General features: G+C 58.6%; 16 protein-coding genes. 8 read left to right on the forward strand and 8 right to left on the reverse strand.

Going from position 1 to position 17,876, the window contains the following annotated elements; all coding sequences use genetic code 11:
- Positions 1 to 21 precede the first annotated feature (21 nt).
- Entirely contained in the window at positions 22 to 1,431 is a 1,410-nt protein-coding gene (gene creD, locus FOM92_RS03670; RefSeq protein ID WP_143775417.1) for a cell envelope integrity protein CreD, read from the forward strand.
- On the opposite strand, the gene FOM92_RS03675 is transcribed toward creD, so the two are convergent.
- Both FOM92_RS03675 and ypfJ read right to left on the reverse strand, forming a co-directional pair.
- Positions 1,412 to 2,560 (reverse strand): alpha-hydroxy acid oxidase, encoded by a 1,149-nt coding sequence (locus FOM92_RS03675; RefSeq protein WP_143775418.1) that lies wholly within the window; start codon positions 2,558 to 2,560, stop codon positions 1,412 to 1,414. The genes creD and FOM92_RS03675 overlap by 20 nt on opposite strands.
- A 5-nt stretch (positions 2,561 to 2,565) precedes the next feature.
- Positions 2,566 to 3,453 (reverse strand): KPN_02809 family neutral zinc metallopeptidase, encoded by an 888-nt coding sequence (gene ypfJ / locus FOM92_RS03680; protein WP_143775419.1) that lies wholly within the window; start codon positions 3,451 to 3,453, stop codon positions 2,566 to 2,568.
- A gap of 89 nt (positions 3,454 to 3,542) precedes the next feature.
- Here ypfJ and FOM92_RS03685 point away from each other — a divergent pair, with 89 nt between their 5' ends.
- A complete protein-coding gene (locus FOM92_RS03685; RefSeq protein WP_143775420.1) occupies positions 3,543 to 4,328 on the forward strand; it encodes a 3-hydroxybutyrate dehydrogenase in 786 nt (261 codons plus the stop codon).
- A gap of 39 nt (positions 4,329 to 4,367) precedes the next feature.
- Here the strand turns inward: FOM92_RS03685 and FOM92_RS03690 are convergent, their stop codons facing one another.
- From FOM92_RS03690 to FOM92_RS03695, 3 genes are all read right to left on the reverse strand, one after another.
- The gene (locus tag FOM92_RS03690) at positions 4,368 to 4,802 is read right to left on the reverse strand and encodes a hypothetical protein (protein WP_143775421.1); all 435 of its coding nucleotides are present in this window, start codon (positions 4,800 to 4,802) and stop codon (positions 4,368 to 4,370) included.
- A 159-nt stretch (positions 4,803 to 4,961) separates the two neighbouring features.
- Positions 4,962 to 5,120: a hypothetical protein gene (locus FOM92_RS15910; RefSeq protein ID WP_170226782.1), complete on the reverse strand. Its 159-nt coding sequence runs from the start codon at positions 5,118 to 5,120 to the stop codon at positions 4,962 to 4,964.
- Between the two features lie 16 nt (positions 5,121 to 5,136).
- Complete coding sequence (locus FOM92_RS03695) at positions 5,137 to 6,738, reverse strand: isocitrate lyase (protein ID WP_143775422.1); 1,602 nt, start codon at positions 6,736 to 6,738, stop codon at positions 5,137 to 5,139.
- Positions 6,739 to 6,891: 153 nt separating this feature from the next.
- On the opposite strand from FOM92_RS03695, the gene FOM92_RS03700 reads away from it, so the two are divergent.
- Positions 6,892 to 8,310 carry a helix-turn-helix domain-containing protein gene (locus FOM92_RS03700; protein WP_143775423.1) on the forward strand — a complete coding sequence of 473 codons (1,419 nt, stop codon included), beginning with the start codon at positions 6,892 to 6,894 and terminating at the stop codon, positions 8,308 to 8,310.
- Here the strand turns inward: FOM92_RS03700 and FOM92_RS03705 are convergent.
- Entirely contained in the window at positions 8,307 to 9,680 is a 1,374-nt protein-coding gene (locus tag FOM92_RS03705) for a bifunctional AfsR/SARP family transcriptional regulator/alpha/beta hydrolase (protein ID WP_211347346.1), read from the reverse strand. The two genes, FOM92_RS03700 and FOM92_RS03705, sit on opposite strands and share 4 nt — an antisense overlap.
- Before the next feature lie 116 nt (positions 9,681 to 9,796).
- Here FOM92_RS03705 and FOM92_RS03710 point away from each other — a divergent pair, with 116 nt between their 5' ends.
- Entirely contained in the window at positions 9,797 to 10,288 is a 492-nt protein-coding gene (locus tag FOM92_RS03710) for a class I SAM-dependent methyltransferase (RefSeq protein ID WP_143775424.1), read from the forward strand.
- 38 nt (positions 10,289 to 10,326) lie between these two features.
- Here FOM92_RS03710 and FOM92_RS03715 read toward each other — a convergent pair whose 3' ends face one another.
- Positions 10,327 to 11,154: a LytTR family DNA-binding domain-containing protein gene (locus tag FOM92_RS03715; protein ID WP_143775425.1), complete on the reverse strand. Its 828-nt coding sequence runs from the start codon at positions 11,152 to 11,154 to the stop codon at positions 10,327 to 10,329.
- Between the two features lie 104 nt (positions 11,155 to 11,258).
- On the opposite strand from FOM92_RS03715, the gene FOM92_RS03720 reads away from it, so the two are divergent.
- Both FOM92_RS03720 and FOM92_RS03725 read left to right on the forward strand, forming a co-directional pair.
- A complete protein-coding gene (locus FOM92_RS03720; RefSeq protein WP_211347347.1) occupies positions 11,259 to 11,702 on the forward strand; it encodes a DUF2141 domain-containing protein in 444 nt (147 codons plus the stop codon).
- A gap of 18 nt (positions 11,703 to 11,720) precedes the next feature.
- Positions 11,721 to 13,172, forward strand: a complete 1,452-nt coding sequence (locus FOM92_RS03725; protein WP_143775426.1) for a carotenoid oxygenase family protein — start codon at positions 11,721 to 11,723, stop codon at positions 13,170 to 13,172.
- 13 nt (positions 13,173 to 13,185) lie between these two features.
- Here the strand turns inward: FOM92_RS03725 and FOM92_RS03730 are convergent, their stop codons facing one another.
- Positions 13,186 to 14,223: a mannose-1-phosphate guanylyltransferase/mannose-6-phosphate isomerase gene (locus FOM92_RS03730; protein WP_143775427.1), complete on the reverse strand. Its 1,038-nt coding sequence runs from the start codon at positions 14,221 to 14,223 to the stop codon at positions 13,186 to 13,188.
- A gap of 169 nt (positions 14,224 to 14,392) precedes the next feature.
- Here FOM92_RS03730 and FOM92_RS03735 point away from each other — a divergent pair, with 169 nt between their 5' ends.
- On the forward strand, positions 14,393 to 15,781 hold the full coding sequence (locus FOM92_RS03735; RefSeq protein ID WP_143775428.1) for a TIGR03013 family XrtA/PEP-CTERM system glycosyltransferase: 1,389 nt from the start codon (positions 14,393 to 14,395) through the stop codon (positions 15,779 to 15,781).
- Positions 15,781 to 17,874 carry an XrtA/PEP-CTERM system histidine kinase PrsK gene (prsK, locus tag FOM92_RS03740; protein WP_246087137.1) on the forward strand — a complete coding sequence of 698 codons (2,094 nt, stop codon included), beginning with the start codon at positions 15,781 to 15,783 and terminating at the stop codon, positions 17,872 to 17,874. Before FOM92_RS03735 ends, prsK begins: the two co-directional genes overlap by 1 nt.
- Positions 17,875 to 17,876 lie beyond the last annotated feature (2 nt).

Raw genomic sequence — 17,876 nt, forward strand, 5'->3', positions numbered from 1 at the left:
ACGGTGAAAGGAAAGCATATCATGACAACTGAACGAAGTCCCGGCTGGAAACTCTTCTTTGCCGGTATCATTGGCCTTGTCCTCATCATCCCGTTGATGATGGTCTACGCATTGCTGTGGGATCGGCAGGAGCAATCCAACATTGCCCAAAACGCCATTGCGGCGGGTTGGGGCGGGCCGCAGGTCATTGTCGGGCCCGTGCTTGTCCTTCCCTATACGGCGAGCAGCGTGGAAACCGTCGACGAGAATGGACGGCAAACCACGCGGACGGTTCAGGTGAAGAAAGAGCTTTATCTCTCGCCCGAAACCAATGCGATCCGGACCGAGCTGAAACCGGACCGGAAAAAGAAATCCATCTATGAAAGCGTATTGTTCGTTGCCGCGAACAGCGGCCGGGCGCGCTTTGCGTTGCCGGATGATTTTGCCCGTTACGGCATTCCGCGCGAGAATATCGACTTCGCCGGCGCCGAATTGCGCTTCGGCGTGTCCGATGCGCGCGGGCTTCAGAAGGACAGCAAGGTTCAGGTGAACGGGGCCACGCTGGGACTGCAACCGGGCAAAGGTCTGGCGGCGTCCAACAATTCGGGCTTTTTCAGCTTCGTCGACTGGACCGGCGCCGCGCCGCTGGAGGTGGAATATAGCTTCGCCATACGCGGCAACAAGTCGCTGACGATGGTACCGCGCGGGGGCGAGACGACGTGGGACGTGAAGTCCACCTGGCCCAGCCCAAGCTTTGCGGGTGATTTTCTGCCCGTGAAGCGGGACGTGAAATCCAGCGGGTTCACGTCGACCCATGCGGTGACCAATCTGGCGCTGGGGCAGGCGATTGTCGCGACCGACGACAACGCACCGCCTTTGACGGCCGAGCAGTATAACAGCGTGGCGCTATCGTCGGCGCGGGATGTCCCCGCGGTGGGCGGGCCGAGCCAGGCGGCGACGATTGGCCTCATTGAGCCTGTTGATTTATACAGCCAGGTCGACCGGTCGGTAAAATACGGCTTCCTGTTCATCGGCTTCACCTTCCTTGCCTATCTAATGTTCGATGTGATCGCAGGGGCCCGCGTTGCGGCGGCGGAGTATTTGCTGACCGGGGCAGGGCTCGTGCTGTTCTTCGTGCTTTTATTGGCCTTTGCCGAGGTGGTGGGCTTCATGTGGGCCTATCTCATCGCCGCGGGTGCGATAACCGGGTTGTTGACGGCCTATTCCGCTGCGGTCCTGAAAAGCTGGCTGCGCGCGCGGTTTATTGGCGGGCTGCTCGTGGGGCTCTATGCAACGCTTTATGTGCTGCTGAACCTGGAAGCCTATTCGCTGATCATCGGATCGCTGCTGCTCTTCGTAGCCCTGGCGGTTGTCATGTGGGCCACACGCGCCATCGACTGGGGTGCCCGACGTGAAACGAAAGAAGAGGCGCCTAGCGCCAGCGCAGCTTAGACGCATCGAGTTCCGAGACGGATCGGACGCCCATGAGTTTCATGTCGCGTTCGATTTCGTCCCGTAACTTCCCGACCACGCGCTGCACGCCCGCTTCGCCCGCTGCGGCCAGTGCGTAAAGATACAATCGCCCGCCGGAGCAAGCCGTTGCTCCGGCGGCGATTGCTTTAAGGACATGGCTGCCTCGCCGGACCCCGCCGTCGCAGATGATGTCGATCTTGCCGCCGACCGCATCGGCGATTTCCGATATCTGGTCAAAAGGTGCCCGCGAGCCGTCAAGTTGCCGCCCGCCATGGTTGGACACCATGATCGCCGTGGCACCAATATCGACCGCGCGTCTGGCATCCTCAACCGACATGATCCCTTTCAGGCAGAATTCACCACCCCAGTCCGACCGGACTTTTTCGGCCATGGCCCAGTCCATCGATGTGTCGAGCATCGTGTTGAAATATTCGGCCACGGAAACAGCCACATTGGTGCCCGCATCCACATGCGTCTGAAGATTGGGCAGCGCGAATTTCTCGCGAAACAGATAGTTCAGCGCCCACATCGGGTGGATAGCGTAACTGAGCACAGACGATGGCGTAAAGCGTGGCGGGGACGTGAAGCCGCTGCGCAAGCAGCGTTCGCGGTTACCCGAAACAATGGTATCTACGGTCAGGGCAATGGCATCAAACTTCGCCGCTTTGCAGCGTTCGATCATCGACCGGTTGAGGCCCTTATCCTTGTGTATATAGAGCTGGAACATCTTCGGCGACGATATGGTCTCCCCGATTTCCTCAATGCTTACCGTGGCGAGGGAGGAAATACCGAACCATGTGCCGAATGTCTGCGCCGTTGCGGCCACCGCACGTTCGCCTTGCCAGTGAAAAAGCCGCTGCAACGCCGTCGGCGACAGCATCAACGGCATGGTAATGGGTTTGCCCATCACGGTCACATCCATGTCGATGTCTGAAACTCCGGCAAGGACATTGGGTACCAGATCGCAATCGTCGAACGCCGATGTGTTGCGGTCTTTGGTCCGCTCGTCATCCGCAGCGCCGTCTATATAGTTGAAGATCGGTGACGGCAGGCGTGCCTTTGCGAGACGCCGGAAATCTTCGACATTATGGCAATCGCTCAACTGCATGAGGGTTACTGCAGGCCTTGAAGATAATTGCAGGCATTGGGGTTCTTGCTACGGATACCCCGTTGCAGCGCCTCCATGCGCTGTTCCGACGTGCCGTGCGTGAACATGCTTTCGACGGGCGCACGCCCTGCCTGCTGCATGAGGGTATCGTCGCCAATGGCATTGGCTGCACGCATTCCTTCTTCTATGTCGCCTGGCTCGATCCGGTCGGAGTTAATCCCGGCCCATACGCCGGCAAAGCAATCTGCCTGCAATTCCATCCCGACTTGCAGGCGGTTCCCGTCTGTCTGGCTTGATTGCGCCTGAAGCTTCCGCACCTGGTCAGCAATGCCGGCCAGATTCTGGACATGGTGTCCAACCTCATGTGCAACGACATAGGCATAGGCAAAGTCGCCACCCGCACCCATCTGCTTGTCCATCTGTTCAAAGAAGCTTGTGTCCAGATAGATGCCTTCATCGGTCGGGCAATAAAAGGGTCCCATTGCCGATTGTGCCGCGCCGCAGCCGGATTGGCCGCCGCCCTGATAGAAAGTCAGCTTCGCAGGTCGATAGTCACGCAACAATTTGCCCCAGGTGTCTTCCGTCGATTTGAGGACACGGCAAGCAAACAGCTCTTCCTGTGTATCGCATGCCACATTGCCCGCGCTCGATTGCTGGCTGGTGCCGGGTGCTGACACGGGTCCGCCCATCGTCAGCATACCGCTGGAAATGACAAAATACCCCACGACCGCGATCAGCAGGACCGAGCCGCAGCCCATTTTGCGGCCAAGCAACATGGGCAACAAGCTGAACACAAGCCCAAGCATGCCACCCCCGCCACCGCCGCCAAAGCCGCCGCCTCCCGATCCTTGATCGCTGACATTTCCGCTCGGGTCCAGATCATCGAGGCGCATGTGATTCTCCGTTATTGCCGTCCGCCAACATTGCGGTTAGCGGGGTAAAGCGCAAGTAAAGTTCCCGTTCCATACAAAGGTTATCGTTTATGTTTCTCAAGGGTAAAACCGCTCTCATCACCGGATCCACTTCGGGAATTGGTCTCGGATATGCGAAAGCTTTGGCGACCGAAGGCGCGCAGGTCATGATCAACGGATTTGGTGATCAGGCGGCCATTGACGGTCATGTATCCGACTTGACGGCACTGAGCGGGGCAGGGGCGCTCCATTCGGCTGCGGACATGACGAAGCCTGATGAAATCCGGGCGATGGTTGCCGATTGCACCGAAAAGCTGGGCACCCCCGACATTCTGATAAATAATGCGGGCATCCAGCATGTGGCACCGGTCGATGAATTTCCGGAAGACAAATGGGATGCCATTCTTGCCATCATCCTGTCTTCGGCCTTTCACACGACCAAGGCGGCTTTGCCCGGTATGAAGTCAAAGGGATGGGGGCGCGTTATCAATACCGGATCAATGCACAGTCTGGTCGCGTCACCCTATAAATCCGCCTATAATGCGGCCAAGCATGGACTGTCCGGTTTTACGAAAACAGTTGCGCTTGAGGTTGCGACCCAAGGCATCACGGTCAATTGCATCTGTCCGGGTTATGTCTGGACACCTCTGGTCGAAGGGCAGATTCCCGATACGATGAAGACCCGAAACCTGACCCGGGAACAGGTCATCAATGATGTACTGTTGGCCAACCAGCCCCAGAAGCAGTTCGTGCAGGTCGATCAACTGGCCGCCCTGGCTCTCTTTCTCTGCCGCGATGAAGCCAGCGCGATTACAGGCGCGAATCTGTCCGTGGATGGAGGCTGGACCGCCCAATAGGAGGGCGTGCCGCGCGAAACAGCAAGTCTGCGCCCGAGGTTACTGGGCGTAATTGCCTTGCGCTAAATCGGCAGGATTTGCCTGCTGCATATTTACCTGCGGGATGTTGTAACCTGGCATCGGTGCCTGGGCATAATTATTTGGCGCGTTGGGGGCCTGTTCCTGCGGGTACTGCATTTCATTCTGCAGGTTCTGCTGCTGCTGTTGCATGCCGCTACCATATGGATTTCCGTCAATAACGGGTTCACCCACAGCGAGCATATCTTCGCCATCCTCTTCCGGAGAGCCTTCGTCGACGGCTTCTTCGTCGGAAATGTCGGTATTGCCTTCGTTGGCAGGAGGCGCGACAGGTGCTGCCGGGGCTGTTTGGGCGACGGTAACCGGTTCGCTGTCGAAGGTCAGGTTGGCGGTGACGAATGTGATGAGCGCAGCAACCCCAAGGACGCCCAGCAGCAGTTTCAGAATATTATCCATTATCGTTCCCGACCTGTTTTGCACAGGCGTGTTACCGCAAGGCTGTTAATAATATATTAGCGATGCAAATAACGGGTGGCGAAGAAAAAGGCCGCCGACATGGCTGTCGGCGGCTTAGTTGTTTTCCTCCCCAGGAAAATCGTTGAAGTGGGCGGACTTTTACTTGCCGCCGGCACTGCCTAAGCGGTGGTAAAGCCGAGCGAATTTTACCGATTCCGGCTTGTCCTTGATCTCTTCCAGGTAAAATACCAGAGCTTGGCGGAGCAAGGTCAAATCTTCGGTCGACAGCACCGCCCTTGCACGTTGTGGTTCGCCCATAATATCTCTCCTTGCGTCAGGCTGCGTTTGCAAACTGGTTCATGGTGTTGTCTTTACCGCCTGCTTTCAGTGCGGCTTCACCGGCGAAATATTCCTTGTGATCATCGCCGATGTCGGAACCCGACATATTCTGGTGTTTGACACAGGCGATACCCTGACGGATTTCCTTGCGCTGGACGCCGGCAACATAACCGAGCATGCCCATTTCGCCGAAATAATCCTTGGCAAGATTATCGGTGCTGAGCGCCGCTGTATGGTAGGTCGGCAGCGTAATCAGATGGTGGAAGATACCGGCGCGCTTGGCCGAGTCGCGCTGGAAGTTCTGGATACGGTTATCGGCTTCCTGGCTGAGCTCGGTTTCGTCATAGGATGCGCTCATCAGATTGGCGCGGTCATAGGCCGAAACATCCTTGCCTTCTGCGCTCCAGGCATCGAACACCTGCTGACGGAAGTTGAGGGTCCAGTTGAAGCTGGGCGAGTTGTTATAGGCCAGCTTCGCATTGGGAACGACTTCGCGGATACGGTCCACCATGCCGGCAATCTGTTCGATATGGGGCTTTTCCGTTTCGATCCAGATCAGGTCTGCGCCGTTCTGCAGGCTGGTGATGCAGTCCAGAACGCAACGGTCTTCACCAGTGCCCGAGCGGAACTGGAACAGGTTCGATGGCAGGCGCTTCGGACGCAACAGCTTTCCATTGCGGTTCAGAATGACGTCGCCATTGCGTGCCGTTGCCGGATCGATTTCCTCGCAATCAAGGAAGCTGTTATACTGGTCGCCAAGGTCACCGGGTTCTTTCGACACCGCGATCTGCTTGGTCAGACCTGCGCCAAGCGAGTCGGTGCGTGCAACGATGATGCCATCGGGTACGCCGAGTTCGAGGAACGCGTAGCGGCATGCACGGATTTTCTGCAGAAAGTCTTCGTGCGGCACGGTGACTTTTCCGTCCTGATGGCCACATTGCTTTTCATCCGACACCTGGTTCTCGATCTGAAGGGCGCATGCGCCTGCTTCGATCATCTTCTTTGCAAGCAGATAGGTGGCTTCTGCATTGCCGAAACCGGCGTCGATGTCCGCGATGATCGGAACGACATGGGTTTCGTAATTATCGATCTTGGCGAGCAGTTCGGCCTCTTTGGCGGTTTCGCCATTTTCGCGCGCCTTGTCGAGGTCGCGGAACAACAGGTTGAGTTCGCGGCTGTCGGCCTGGCGCAGGAAGGTGTAGAGTTCCTCAATCAGCGCGGGAACGCTCGTCTTTTCGTGCATCGACTGGTCGGGAAGGGGGCCGAATTCGCTGCGCAATGCGGCGATCATCCAGCCGGACAAATAGAGGTAGCGTTTTTTGGTAGTGCCAAAATGCTTCTTGACCGAAATCATCTTCTGCTGGGCAATGAACCCGTGCCAGCAGCCCAGCGACTGGGTGTAGTTGGCGGGATCGGCGTCATATTCGGCCATATCCTGCCGCATGATCTTGGCGGTGTAGCGGGCAATGTCGAGACCTGTCTGGAAACGGTTCTGCAATTGCATTCTGGCGACGGATTCGGGGCTGATGGAGTCCCAGGTTCCGTTCTGTGATGCGATCAGCTTGCTGTTTTCGGTGATGAAGTTTTTGTACGACATTTACAATTCCTCGGGATTTATTAATTCGGCTGATGCTTGGTCTGCCCAATTCGGGCCGGGAGGGCGAGTCAGAATTGTAATATTTGTTGTGTGTGCGTCGCACAAAACGTGATTAACGTTGTAATGTTGTAAATATTGTGACAATATCCGCCCATGTCCGAGCAAAAGCTTTTCGCGGGCCATGCTGTCCGCCGTATCCGCAGGGCCAATGGCCTTACGCAGGCGTTGATGGCCGAGGCGCTGGAGGTTTCGCCTTCCTATCTGAACCTGATTGAGCGCAACCAGCGCCCGCTGACCGCGACATTGCTGCTGAAACTTGCGGAACGTTATGATTTCGACCCGCGCACCCTGACCGGATCGACACCCGGCGGCGGCGTGGAGGCGATCCGTCGCCGCCTGTCGGACCCCATGTTTGCCGACCTGTCGATCGAACGTGTTCAGATCGAGGACTGGATCGCCGCCAGCCCCGACGCAGCCGAGGCCTTCGCCCGCGCGTTCGACCGCGTCTCGGGCGGATCGCATGGCAGCAGCGGCGTGGGCGAGGGCGGCCGTCCGGCGACCATCGAGCCTGAATCCATCGCCTCTGCCCGGCGCGAAATCGAACGGTGGCGCAACCATTTTGCCGATCTGGATGCGCAGGCCGAGATCTTGGCCGATGAACTCCGGCTCGCCAATCCCGACCTTTATGGTGCGATGATCGAACGGTTGCGGGTGAAACATCAATTGTCGATCCGCATCCTGCCCTTTGATGTCATGCCCGACAGGCTGCGTCGTCTGGACCTCCATGCCCGCCAGTTGCAGCTTTCCGAATTGCTCGATCCCGCCAGCCGGACATTTGCCGCGGCGTTCCAGCTTGCCATGCTGGAGGCCAAGGCGGAAATTGACGCGCTGGTCGCAGGGGCCAGCTTTACCGAACGGGCAGGGGAGCGGCTGTACCGCCGCCATTTGACCAGCTATTTTGCCGCCGCCGTGATGATGCCCTATGCCCGTTTCCTGCGGGCGTGCGAGACCACGGGCTATGACATATTGCTGCTGCAACGCCGCTTTGGCGCCGGTTTTGAACAGATTGCCCACCGCCTGACGACCTTGCAGCGCGTGGGCCAGCGGGGCTTACCTTTCTTCATGCTGCGGATCGACCGCGCAGGGCAGAGCAGCAAACGCTATGCCGGTGCCAGCGCATCGCCTCTGGTCGAAACCGACCGCCGTTGCCCCTTGTGGCATGTGCATAATGTCTTTGCGCGTCCCGGGACGTTGCTGCCGCAACTGGTGGAGTTGGAGGATGGCAGCCGCTGGTTCACGCTTTCCCGGGCCGTCCATCCGCAAACGGCGGTCAGCGGTGCCATCGAGGCGGAATTTGCCATATGTCTGGGGCTGGATGCGAAACTGGCCGCACCACTTGCCGCCGCGCGCGGGATCGATCTCGAAACCGGTGCGGCGACGGCCATCGGACTTGGTTGTCCTGCATGCACGCGGCCCGACTGCCCCCAACGCAGCGCACCGCCCGCAGGCCGTGTCCTGGTGTTCAACGAACGCGAACGGGGCATGTCGCCCTTCGCATTTGACCGGGATTAGCGCACAAAATCGCGGATACGGTCCAGCACCACTTCCATCGCCGGTTCGCGGGCACGCAAGATGTGGTTGTCGGTGTCGAGGGTGACGAGGGATGCGCCCTTGATATTGGACGCGAGCTCGATTGCCTGTTCCATGCCCACGCGCTTGTCGCCGCGGGCGTGGAAAATCAGCGTGGGGACATTGAGTTCGGACAGCCGGTGACGAACATCGATGCGGCTGAATATTTCCAGAAACGCGACGGCATTGGCGGGCGATACGGTCTGGCGCTGGAAATTATTGAACCATTCCAGCTCCTCAGACGTCGCCGAAGGAGTGAAGGATTCGGAAAATATCTGCCGGTAAAGCGGGGTGTCCTTGCCCCAGCCATTTTTGACGAGCGTGATGACCGCCTCACGCTCCGATGCCTCTTCCGCATCTGCCCAATGCCGCCAGCCACTGCTATAGCCGCCCAGCAGGATAAGATGGGACACACGGTGCGGATGGCGAGCGGCATATTCAATGCTGACGGCGGCACCCTGCGACAGGCCGAACAGCGGAAAGCGTTCCAGACCCAGAGTGTCCACCACCGCTTCCAGATCCGTGACCATGGCCTCGAACGACAGGTCTTTTACGTCCCAGTCCGAAAGGCCATTGGCGCGTTCGTCATAGCGGACAAGGCGGAATTCCTCCGACAGCCCGCCGACCATCCGGCCCCATAAGGGACTGCCCCAGTCCAGTTCCAGATGGTTCAGCCAGTTGGCTGTCTTGACCAGAGGGGGTCCTGCGCCCGTCACCGCATAGGCAATGCGCGCGCCGTCGGGTGCGAAGCAATAATGTATGGCCTGGTCTATGGCGGGGGTGGGCCGGACATCAGCGTCCTCGGCCAGATCCAGTGCCATGGCGGCAAAGCGACGGCGATCGGCCTCCGGATAGGCCTTGTTGCGGGATGCTTCGTCAAGATAGCGGGCGCGCTTGCGGTCTATCGCGGCACGTTCGGACGCGAGCCAGAGGGAATATTCGTCCAGCGCCGGAAGATCGATGCCCGGCAGGGGCAGTTCGAGCGCAAGGAGTGCGTCCAGATGATCAATGTCGAACTGGAATCCCGAAGAATCCAGCGACACCCGTTCGCGGTCGGCGGAAAGCAAGGCCGCTTCCTCCCCCAGCATGACGCGAATCTTGGACAGTGACCAGCGCAGCGCCGCGCGCGGATCGTCGGGAATGTCGAAAAACAATTCGCATAACCGTTCCCGCCGGACCGGCTTGGAGCTGAGCAACAGGAATATGAACAGCGCCCTTGTCTTGCGCGAGGCCGGAAGCTCGATTGCCTGACCCTGCCGGTCAAGCGCAATTTCACCCAGTAATTTGACTTGGATCGGCGCGTGGGGTCGCAAAACAGTCTCCAAACATCACGTTTCCACGCACGACAGGAAAATTCCAACGCTCGTTCAAACGCACAGGCAAACGCAACGCTGCTTACAGCGCAACTTGAATTATAGAGAGCAAAACTATGATTAACAAGCGTAACGAACCCGGACTCGAAACTGTCACCACCGATCCCGTATCCAAAAAGGCGAGCCAGTTCGCCCAAGGCATTGTTTCGGGTGATTTTTCAGGACGAGGCGATCCGTGCGAATTTGCGGCCTTTGAAGAGCATGTTCTGAAAAGCGAGGTTGGCCTTCTGGCGCGACTCGAGTCCGGAATTGACGTTGCCGATATTGGCTGTGGTGCGGGGCAAGCCGTCAATCATCTGGCGAAGCTCTATCCGAACAGCCGCTTTACCGGTTTTGATGAATCGGTACTCGACATTGAAAAGGCAAAGCACATGGCGGCCGAAATGGGTTTGACCAATGTCGATTTCTACGCCGTTGATGTGGGAATGCTCGATTCAAATGTCGTCTTTGACCTGATCCTGCCCTCAACCCGCTACATTACCGGAAGCTATCGCAGGAAATGCGCACAGATGGAAATCTGTCCGGAGAAAACGGTAATCTGCCGATAAGGTCAGTCCACCCAAACTGTCAGGCAATATAGAGACTGTCAGCCAAGCCAGCCCTGATCATTCAGCCGCTTGTAAAAGCTCCGGCTGACGGGGGCAGAGACGCCGGTCGACAATGTGAGTGTGGCACGTCCATCGCCTTTTGCTATCTGGTTTACCGCTCTTTTCGCAACCCACCAGCTACGATGTGTTTGCGCACCGTGCGCAGCGGGCAATTCGGCAATTGCATCGGATAGCCGCATGAGAATGAGCGTCGAGGCGCCATCATCAAAATGCACCCGCAAATAATGGTCTTCTGCCTCCAGCGCGATAATTTCCAGTTGCTGATATTGCAGCGGTAACCGCGCCGCCAATTTGGGCGGGGCGGCGTTGCCAGCCTCAACGTGTGCAGGCGGCGCAACCGTTTCGGGTATCACCTTGCCCGGCCAATGGATGAAATAGTTGAGAGCGGTCATGATCAGGCTGATCGTGAAGGTGATCACAAACATGGTGGCAAACGCGTCAAATGTGGGTTGCCGTGTGTTGAAGAAGATGGAACTCGTGCCGACGACGATCAAAGTGAGGGGCAGGGCTATCAGGGTTGCGATCAGGGGCATTTCCGCCCACTGGCGCGACCGTAGCCGGCCCCATTTTTCGACCATCTCCGATACGCCCAGGCCGATGAGGGCGCCGGACAGCATCAGTATTTCCCAATAGGCCAGCCGGGGCAGAAATCCGATTTGCGATGTTTCGAGCGCGCCCACCATGGTGAGCAGAAAGCCGACGATGGCGGCAATCATGAATCCCCGCCGGTGACGGATGCCGAAGCTGGCTTCTTTTGGCGAATGGGCCATCGCCACTGGCGAAGCGTGAATGGCATTTTCGGTCATGTCGCGCAGAATTCCCGGTCTTTCACGTAAACGGCGTTGAACGATATCCACGGCCCGTCATGTCTTGGCCATCCCTAGCAAACATAACATTCGGAGCAAGCGACATGAACAATCTTCAATCCATTTCTACTGTCATCGCCATGTGCATCGCGTCGATTTCGTCGTCGTCCATCGCCCAAAGTTCCAGCGCCGCGCTAAACGTCAGCTTCACCGGCATAGAGGAAAAAGAAGGCGCGATCCTGGGTGCCGTCTTCAACAGCGAAGATGCCTATAATGGCAAGGGCGCGCCGGTGCGGCAGATCATGATCAGCGCGGACAAGTCCGAGGTGGCCACTGCACTGGAGGGGCTTGAGCCGGGTGTCTACGCGATCAAGGCCTTCCACGATATTGACGGCGATATGAAGATGTCGACCAACCCCTACGGGATGCCGATCGAACCCTTTGCCTTTTCCAACAATGCGGTTGGCAATATGGGGCCGGCAAAATGGGCCGATGCCAAATTCGAAGTGAAGCCGGGTGCGAATGCGCACGCGATAGTCATCAAATAATCAAAAAGGCTATCGACCATGACCCAGCTTGACCGTCGCCATTTCCTTGGAAGCGGACTGTTTGCCGCCGCTGCTGCCACGATCATCACGCCTGAAATGGCTCTGGCGGGGGCAAGCCCTGCCGGATGGAGCCTTGCCGTCGCCGATGTCGATGCGGATGTGCCCGAAGAGATATTGCGTCTGGTGGACGGGAAAGTGCCCGCCGATTGCAATGTCACCCTCTACCGGAACGGTCCGGCAAAATTCCGCCGGGGGACGGGCGCATCGGGGCACTGGTTTGACGGTGACGGACTGGTCCGCAAGTTCCGGATCGGCAATGGCAGGGCCAGCCTGTCGGCACGCTTTGTCGATACGCCCAAGCGCCGTCTAGAAACAAAGCTGGATGCCATTGTGCAGCCAGGCTTCGGATCGTCGCGCCGCGACGGGGCGATCGTGAATGGCCCCGATGATACCAATGCGGCGAACACCAGCGTGCTGATGTCCGGCGGCGAGCTGCTGGCCCTATGGGAAGCGGGGTCGCCAGCAGTGCTTGATCCCGAAACGCTGGAGACCAAGGGCTTCAAAACCTTCCGCCGCGATTTGAAACAGATGCCCTTTCTCGCCCATCCACGGGTTGAGCCGGATGGGACGGTCTGGAATCTGGGTGGCAATGGCAAAAGCACCTTTGTCTGGAAACTGAACCCGGTCGGGTCGCTGGCCAAGGCGCAGATACTCGAAACCGGGCGGGCCAGCTATTTCCACGACTTCACCGCCACGGCACGGCATCTGGTCATCGTTCTGCAACCTTGGGTGCAGGAAGGTTTCAAATTCCCCCTGTCGACGGCGATGGCGTGGAAGCCGGAACTCGGCACACGCATCCTTGTGGTCGACAAGGATGACCTGTCGAAAAAGCGTGTCTTCGAGCTTCCCGCTTTTTCCTTCTTCCATCTGGCCGACGGGTGGGAGGAAAGCGACGGCACAATCCGTTTTGACGGCTGTCTGGAAGAAAATCCGACCTTCGGGCAAATTGCGGCATCGGCCCTTTTGCGTGGGGAATATATCAAGGCACCATCACCGATGCTGACGCAGATCGTTCTTTATCCGGATGGCAGGGCGGATACGAACACCACGCGCATATCCGGCGAGTTTCCGGCGACCGACCGGCGCAGGGCAGGGCAATCGCGGCGCTTTACCACCCATGTCGCAGGGTATCGCCAGACACCTTTTCCCCACGCCATTGCAACATGGGACTGGGATAAGGGCCGCGATGACAAGCATGATTTCGGCAGCCACCAACTGGTGGAAGAATTTCTCTTTGTGCCGACAGGATCGGGCGAACGCGACGGGTGGCTGATCGGCACGACGCTGAACCTGAAAGAGCGCAGGACCGAATTGCACCTGTTGAATGCCGGCCGTATTTCGGATGGCCCTCTGGCAACATGGCGCGCGTCCCTGCCGCTACCGCTGACCTTTCACGGGACGATTGCCTGAACCGGTGCGCGGTTCAGTCCTTGGCGAAGTCGCGCACTTTCTGGCTGGTGCCGCGGGGCATGATCAATATTTCGGTGCCATTGGCGACGACAATCAGATTGTCGATGCCATGCACCGAGATGCGCGCGCCGTCGCTATAGACCAGATTGCCGGTCGAGCCATGGACACGCACTGCGCCGGAAAGGACATTTCCTGCGCTGTCCTTCTCGCCAATTTCGTGCAGCGAATCCCAGCTTCCGACATCCGACCAGCCCATATGGACAGGGGCGACGGCAACGCGATCGGCCTTTTCCATCACGGCATAGTCGATGCTGTCTGACGGGCAGGCGGCAAAGGCGTCGGGGTCAGGGGTGATGCGTGCGTCCAGGCGGGTGGCACCGTTCATCGCCTGCTTGCTTTGGGCCAGCATTTCCGGGGCATGGCCGGACAATATCTGCAGATAGATATCCGCGCGGAACAGGAATATGCCGCCATTCCAGACATGGTCGCCACCGGCGATCATCTGCTGCGCGCGTTCGCTGTCGGGTTTTTCGACGAAGCGGTTCACCTTGCGCACCGCCGCCGCCAGCTCCGCCTCGTCCATCTTGATATAGCCATAACCGGTTTCCGGGCCGGTCGGGCTGATCCCGTAGGTGGCAAGCCAGCCGTCCTCGACCAGAGGCAGAAGCGCCGTTGTCGCCGCGTCAAAGGCAGCCGTGTCCTTGATGACATGATCGCTCGGCATGACGAGCAATGTCGCGTCCGGCTGTTTGACCGCCAGTGCGGCAAGCGCGATGGCGGGCGCCGTGTTGCGGGCGCAGGGTTCGAGGATTAGCGTAGCATCGCTGACGCCAATTGCCGCCAGCTGCTCCTCGACCAGATCGGCATGAGCGGCGTTGGCAACGATGATCGGGGCGTCAAAGCGGCTGCGGTCCAGGACGCGCAGGACGGTCAGCTGGAACATCGTATGGTCGCTCGTCAGCGCCTGAAATTGTTTCGGGCGGTCGGGCGTGGACATCGGCCACAACCGCGTGCCGCCGCCGCCGGACAGGATGACAGGAGTGATCGTCACTTTTACCTCGATTATGCTTGCGCGATACCGATTGCTATCGCTGATGAAAGGTTCATCGTCAAACCGCAAAAAACCGCTTTGTTCCAGAAACTTGGAATAGAGGTGTAAAATTAATCGACACTTTACCTTTGGCCGTTAAAAAATCCGACATGTAAGGTGAACCGGCGGCATGATCAGGCTTTTCAAACATTATATACCCTATGCGGTCCTGTTTCTCGCGCTGATCGACTTTTGCCTTTTGGTTGTCGCAGCGGAAACGGCATGGGTTATCCGGGCGAACCAGATCGGGATGCATGTCGACTATATCGGCAACCGTTTCGGGCAGTTACTGACCTTTGCCGCCTCGGTCCATATCGCCGGCATGGCGGTGGGGGTCTATGGACCCGATGCGTTGCAGTCGCTCCGCTTCGCCATTGCGCGCCTCTTGGTGGCGGTATCACTGGGGGTTATTTTCCAGTCGGTCATGGCCTTCGCCTTTCCCGGGCTGACGCTCTGGCGGTCCAATTCGCTGTACGCGATGATCCTCGCGTTCCTGTTTCTCGCCACCAGCCGCGCCATTCTCGGCAGCCTGATTGGCGGGGAAAGCTTCAAGCGGCGGTTGCTGGTTCTGGGCGCTGGCCGCCGGGCGCAGCGGATCAAGGATCTGGAGGCAAAGCCGGGATCGGGCTTCGTCGTCGTCGGCTTCATCGCCATGGACGAAAACAAGCGCGTCATCCCCGAGGCGATCAACCGCAGTGCGATCTACAATCTGTCGGATTTTGTCGTCAAACTGGGCACCAGCGAAGTCGTTCTGGCGCTGGAAGAGCGGCGCAACGCGCTGCCGCTGGATGACCTGTTGCGGATCAAGACCACCGGCGTGCACGTCAATGACATTTCCACCTTTCTGGAACGCGAAACCGGACGTGTCGATCTGGACAGCGTCAATCCAAGCTGGCTGATTTTCTCGGACGGATTTTCGTCGGGCCGCCGTTTATCGGGCATTGCCAAGCGATTGTTCGACGTCGCGGCGAGCTCGCTTCTGCTGTTTCTGACCGCGCCGATCATCTTTTTGTTCGCCCTGCTGATCAAGCTAGAAAGCAAGGGACCGGCATTTTACCGGCAGGTCCGCGTCGGCCTGTTCGGACAGCCGTATACCGTCCTCAAACTCCGGTCGATGCGCACCGATGCCGAGGCAGAGGGTGTCGCCAAATGGGCCGAAAAAAATGACCCCCGCATCACTAAAGTTGGCCGTTTCATCCGCAAGGTGCGGATCGACGAACTGCCCCAAACCTGGAATGTGCTGAAGGGCGAAATGAGCTTTGTCGGCCCGCGTCCGGAGCGTCCGGAATTTGTCGCCGACCTGGAACAGCAACTATCCTATTATGCCGAACGCCACATGGTGAAGCCGGGCATTACAGGATGGGCACAGATCAACTATCCCTATGGCGCGTCGAAGGCCGATGCGCAGCATAAGCTGGAATATGATCTTTATTATGCGAAAAACTATACGCCCTTCCTTGATCTGCTGATCCTGCTGCAGACCATCCGCGTCGTCATCTGGCCCGAGGGTGCCCGTTGATGGAGACGGTGCTGCCCTTCATCGGATTTTGGGGACATGCGGCGGTTGCCTTTGCCTATGCCGCCCTCGCAATCTGGCTGCTCCACAAATATGGAACCCGCAACCGGCAACAGGTGATGCTGATCGCGGCCATGGCGCTGACCGCACTATGGGGGATTATATCCACGGTAGCCGGGCCGCTCAGCCTCGCGGCGTTGTGCGCGGAAAGCGCGCGTAACCTTGCCTGGCTATGCTTCATGTTTTTCCTGCTGCGCAGTGGTGAGGGACGGGAACAGCCGCGCACCATCAACATGATTTACGGCGTCCTGCTGGTTGTATTGCTGTTCCAGCCTGTCAACGACACGGCCGTCGCGATTTTCGGCAACGCCAGTAACGGGGCCGACCTTGCCACCCAGTCGGCAATGACCATGCGCATGATCTATGCGGTCGGCGCACTGGTGGTCGTGCATAATCTCTATACCGTTTCCGCGCCGGAAGCGCGCTGGGGCATCAGCCTTCCGATGGCGGCGCTTGCGGCCATGTGGACCTATGACCTCAATCTGTACACCATCAGCTATCTGACCTCGGCACCGTCCGACGAACTGGTCCAAACCCGCGGTTTTGCAACCGCCGTGCTCGCCCCTGTGTTCGTCATGGCAGCAAAGCGCAACAGCAACTGGGGCATCCGCCTGTCCCGTTCGGTTGCGTTCCAGTCCGTTTCGCTGGTCGCCATTGGTGTCTACATGCTGGGCATGGTCGTGCTTGCGACGGCGCTGGAGCTTGTGGGCGGCACCTATGTGCGTCTCGCGCAGATATCGCTGATCTTCGGGATGTCGCTGGCCGCGCTGCTGATCCTTCCGTCGGGCCGGTTCAAAAGCTGGCTGCGCGTGGTCATCGCCAAGAATTTCTTCCAGCACCGCTATGACTACCGATCCGAATGGATGCGTTTTGCCGATACAATCGGCTTTCCGTCAAAGGAGGCCGCGCCATTCTACGAGCGTGTCGTCAAATCGCTGGCCGACATTTTTGACAGCCCCGGCGGCTTGCTGCTGGTCCCCGACGATGAAGGACGCCTGACCTTGCAGGCGCGCTGGAACTGGGCGACTGCGGATGTGCCCGCCAATTGCGTCACGTCGCAGACAATGCCTTTTTTCGAATCCACCGGCCATATCGTGTCGATGGACGAGGTGAGGGCGGGGACGGACGAACGTTGCGACCCGCGTGCCGTGCCGCAATGGCTGTATGACGAACCCCATGCATGGGCGGTGGTGCCGCTCGTCCATTTTGGAAAGCTGGCCGGGCTTGTCATACTGGCACGTCCACGCCTGCCGCGTGCATTGGACTGGGAAGACCTGGATATGCTGCGCGTCGTCGGTCGCCAGTTGGCGAGCTATCTGGCGGAAGCGGCAAGCCAGCAGGCCCTCGCTGAAAGCCAGCAATTCGAACAGTTCAACCGCCGCTTTGCGTTTGTCGCGCATGACATCAAAAATCTGGTGAGCCAGTTGAGCATATTGGCGCGCAACGCCGAACGCCATGCCGATAAGCCCGAATTTCGCGCCGATATGATCGACACTCTCCGGTCTTCCGTCGACAAGATGAACGAGCTGCTGGCCCGGCTGTCGCAGCATAACAAATCGCGCCATTCCCTGCCGGTCGTGATCGATATTGGCGAGGCGGTGATGAAGGCGGTTCACGACAAACGCCTGATCTATCCCATCGATGCGCAGTTGAAGCCCGGCCTGTTTGCGACCGCCGACCCGGCGCGGGTGGAAACGATCATCGGGCATCTGGTGCAGAATGCGATCGAAGCTACGCTGGACGGCTCACCCGTCCGGATCAACTGCCGCAAGCAGGGCAATGATGTTGCGGTGAATATCACCGACACCGGCGTCGGCATGACCGAGGCATTTATTTCCAACCATCTGTTCAAGCCGTTCGAATCCACCAAAGAAGGCGGGTTCGGGATCGGGGCCTATGAGGCACGTGCACTGGCCGTCTCGATGGGCGGGCAATTGCGGGTTGAAAGCCGCGTGGGCAAGGGCACGACCTTTACACTGTTGCTGCCAATCGCCGATGAAAAAGACAATCAAATCTCCATGGAAGAGGCCGCCTGAAA

This window comes from Sphingorhabdus contaminans (assembly GCF_007280415.1).
GTDB lineage: Bacteria > Pseudomonadota > Alphaproteobacteria > Sphingomonadales > Sphingomonadaceae > Sphingorhabdus_B > Sphingorhabdus_B contaminans.

Bases quoted from the DNA above. Each gene is read 5' to 3' on its own strand.
- FOM92_RS03685 (WP_143775420.1), top strand. From the start codon at position 3,543: ATGTTTCTCAAGGGTAAAACCGCTCTCATCACCGGATCCACTTCGGGA.
- FOM92_RS03695 (WP_143775422.1), bottom strand. From the start codon at position 6,738: ATGTCGTACAAAAACTTCATCACCGAAAACAGCAAGCTGATCGCATCA.
- FOM92_RS03720 (WP_211347347.1), top strand. From the start codon at position 11,259: ATGAACAATCTTCAATCCATTTCTACTGTCATCGCCATGTGCATCGCG.
- FOM92_RS03735 (WP_143775428.1), top strand. From the start codon at position 14,393: ATGATCAGGCTTTTCAAACATTATATACCCTATGCGGTCCTGTTTCTC.
- FOM92_RS15910 (WP_170226782.1), bottom strand. From the start codon at position 5,120: ATGGGCGAACCACAACGTGCAAGGGCGGTGCTGTCGACCGAAGATTTG.
- FOM92_RS03715 (WP_143775425.1), bottom strand. From the start codon at position 11,154: ATGACCGAAAATGCCATTCACGCTTCGCCAGTGGCGATGGCCCATTCG.
- FOM92_RS03725 (WP_143775426.1), top strand. From the start codon at position 11,721: ATGACCCAGCTTGACCGTCGCCATTTCCTTGGAAGCGGACTGTTTGCC.
- FOM92_RS03700 (WP_143775423.1), top strand. From the start codon at position 6,892: ATGTCCGAGCAAAAGCTTTTCGCGGGCCATGCTGTCCGCCGTATCCGC.
- FOM92_RS03675 (WP_143775418.1), bottom strand. From the start codon at position 2,560: ATGCAGTTGAGCGATTGCCATAATGTCGAAGATTTCCGGCGTCTCGCA.
- creD (WP_143775417.1), top strand. From the start codon at position 22: ATGACAACTGAACGAAGTCCCGGCTGGAAACTCTTCTTTGCCGGTATC.
- FOM92_RS03710 (WP_143775424.1), top strand. From the start codon at position 9,797: ATGATTAACAAGCGTAACGAACCCGGACTCGAAACTGTCACCACCGAT.
- prsK (WP_246087137.1), top strand. From the start codon at position 15,781: ATGGAGACGGTGCTGCCCTTCATCGGATTTTGGGGACATGCGGCGGTT.
- FOM92_RS03690 (WP_143775421.1), bottom strand. From the start codon at position 4,802: ATGGATAATATTCTGAAACTGCTGCTGGGCGTCCTTGGGGTTGCTGCG.
- ypfJ (WP_143775419.1), bottom strand. From the start codon at position 3,453: ATGCGCCTCGATGATCTGGACCCGAGCGGAAATGTCAGCGATCAAGGA.